General features: G+C 37.4%; 3 protein-coding genes. All 3 read right to left on the bottom strand.

All coding sequences use genetic code 11. The annotated features are described in order from the left end of the window. Window positions 1–377: 377 nt before the first annotated feature. On the bottom strand, window positions 378–1,289 hold the full coding sequence (locus tag LOK78_RS16335) for a helix-turn-helix domain-containing protein (protein ID WP_232635661.1): 912 nt from the start codon (window positions 1,287–1,289) through the stop codon (window positions 378–380). A gap of 61 nt (window positions 1,290–1,350) precedes the next feature. Then, complete coding sequence (locus tag LOK78_RS16330) at window positions 1,351–2,151, bottom strand: SDR family oxidoreductase (protein WP_232635660.1); 801 nt, start codon at window positions 2,149–2,151, stop codon at window positions 1,351–1,353. A 277-nt stretch (window positions 2,152–2,428) separates the two neighbouring features. Next, window positions 2,429–2,622: hypothetical protein (locus LOK78_RS16325; protein ID WP_232635659.1), on the bottom strand; the 194-nt coding region annotated here is incomplete at its 5' end.

Here is a 2,622-nt window from a genome sequence, read left to right as displayed (position 1 = left end):
AATACATTAAATCATAGGTTTATTTCAAATAATAAACCCTACGAGCTAGCAACTGGTCGTTATAACTTAAGGAGAATCACTAATTTATGATTTTTATTAAAAATGTAGGTGTTTATTTGTTAAAAAAAAGAAGGTTTTTTGTGGGGTGATGGAAAATAAGATGCTGAAACAAGTTCAGCATGACAGAATTGGGGTTCAGCAGGCCAAGAGATGCTGAAACAAGTTCAGCATGACAAGGTTGGGTTCTGCGTGACAGGGTTAGAGATGCTGAAACGAGTTCTGCGTGACAGGGCTGGGTTCAGCATGACAGGGTTGGGTGCAGCGTGACAGGGTTGGGTGCAGGGATTTATTTCAATCTGTTAAGTTGTATTTTTCTTTCAGTTAAACGATTGTCTAAATTCCAAAGGCGAAAGATTGGTTTTTGCCTTGAATAGTTTGCTGAACGATTGTGAATGCTCAAACCCTAATTGAAAGGCAATTTCGCTTACCGATAAATTTGTCGTTGATAGCTTTTCTTTTGCTTTTTCAATTAGCTTTTCATGGATATGTTGCTGTGTACTTTGTCCTGTGAGTGATCGTAACATATCGCTTAAATAGCGTGGTGAGACATTCAATTGCTCTGCCAAATACCCAACAGTTGGAAGTCCTTTATCTAGCGTTTGCTCTTTTTCAAAATAAGTATTCAATAGATGTTCCATTTTACAAAGCAAATCGTGATTTATCGCTTTTCGAGTAATAAACTGTCTTTCGTAAAACCTGTTACTGTAGTTAAGTAATAAGTCGATTTGCGAAAGAATAATATCCTGCGTATGCCTGTCTATATGCTGGTATTCCCTGTCTATCTTTTGAAATATCTCAATCACATTTTTCTCTTCCCGCTCCGAAAGGTGTAAGGCCTCATTGACCGCATACGAGAAGAAACCGTAATTTTTTATATTAGTTGCCAAAGAATGTTTCAACAAAAAATCGGGATGGAACATCAACATATATCCCTGCCCGCATTCTTTCCTTATTTTCCTGATTTCGGAAATGCTTAGTGATTGAACCTGCTTGGGAGCAATAAAATTCATCGTTCCCTTATTGAAATCATAGTATTGCTGTCCATATTTGACTTTTGCGGTAACATCTTTTTTCAATGAAACGCAGTAAAAATTCACAAAAAAATGTTCCCAGATTTTATTTTCGTCCGGTTTGACTCCCGAAACATCAATTACGCTTACGAGTGGATGCAATGGTTCTGGCAGCAGTAATTGCTGATGAAATTCGGATATGGAATTGACAATATGCATTGGTCTTACAAATTTATGAAAAGTAACTGCCTCAAAAAGTCATTTACTTTGTTTTTAATTTTTACAGGAATTGTTGCCCGATTTCTTTTCTGAACGATTCTTTTCCAATTTCCAGTCGTCTTTCATGCATCATATGAGCATCGACACCTGCTAAATAACGCACCTGGTCTTTATTATCGGTTGCAGCTTCGTAAACCACTTCGGCTATTTGTTCGGCTGTTGATGCGTTTTTCATCATGACATCAACCACTTCCAGCAATTTATTCTCAATGTCTGAATATTCAGCCTGTTTATTGAAATCAAGCGAGCGTCCGGCAAAATCAGTTGAAATCCCACCCGGAGCAATAGTTTTAATACCAATACCAAATTTGCTTAATTCGAACGACATACTTTCTGACCAACCTTCCAGTGCAAATTTTGTAGCGTGATAAATAGAGTGTAAGGGAAAGCCCATAAATCCTCCGATAGATGTTGTTGAAATAAACAAGCCGCTTTTCTTTTCTCTGAAGTATGGAATAAATGCCTGTGTGACACGTAAGACCCCTAGCAGGTTTGTGTTGATTTGACGAGCGATTTTTTTGTCTGTCAACCCTTCCATCGCGCCCATAAGTCCATAGCCTGCATTGTTAAAAACAACATCGATGTCGTGTAAGGAAATGGCTTCCCTTACAGACGTTTTTATTTGCTCTAAGTTAGTGACATCGAGTGGTAACAACGAAATATTGTCCAACTGGGTAAGCTCCGTTTCGTTTTCAGGATTTCGCATGGTAGCTATAACATTCCATCCTTTACTTTGAAATAATTTAGCGGTTGCTTTTCCTAATCCTGAAGAAGCTCCTGTTATAAAAATTGTTTTTTCCATTGTAATACTTATTTAAAATTTACAATGCAAAGTTGGGGAGAATCAAAGCAGTACTTGTTGCCAAACTGAGTTACGATGTAGCCAAAATTACGTTTGATTATACGGTGGTCCTTTTTTGCCTTACACCAAGCGGCTCGTATAATCGTCGGTTACGGGATTAAAGTTGATAATTTTCGGTTAAGAACTAGCGTAAGCAATTCCGAGTGGATTCTAGCCTGCCCTGAGCGTAGTCGAATCCGCCGTAATTGCGGTTATACATTGTTGTGCTTTCGTTATTTTAGTCATATTCCTCTATTAATTCATAAATGTTTTCTAATTCAGTTTTAAGTCTTTGGTAGTTGTCAATCTGTACATTAGAGTTATAAAATATATTGTCTATTAAGCTCTCAAACTTTAGAATATTCAGCACATTTAAATTGTTGTGGCTGCTAAATTTTGAAGGTCCGATTAGTTCTCCATGTGCAGTGTGTT

The sequence above is a fragment of the Mangrovimonas futianensis genome (assembly GCF_021245805.1).
Lineage (GTDB): Bacteria > Bacteroidota > Bacteroidia > Flavobacteriales > Flavobacteriaceae > Mangrovimonas > Mangrovimonas futianensis.
Note: the sequence above shows the minus strand (reverse complement) of the source record. Positions and strands in the feature narration are given on the sequence as shown.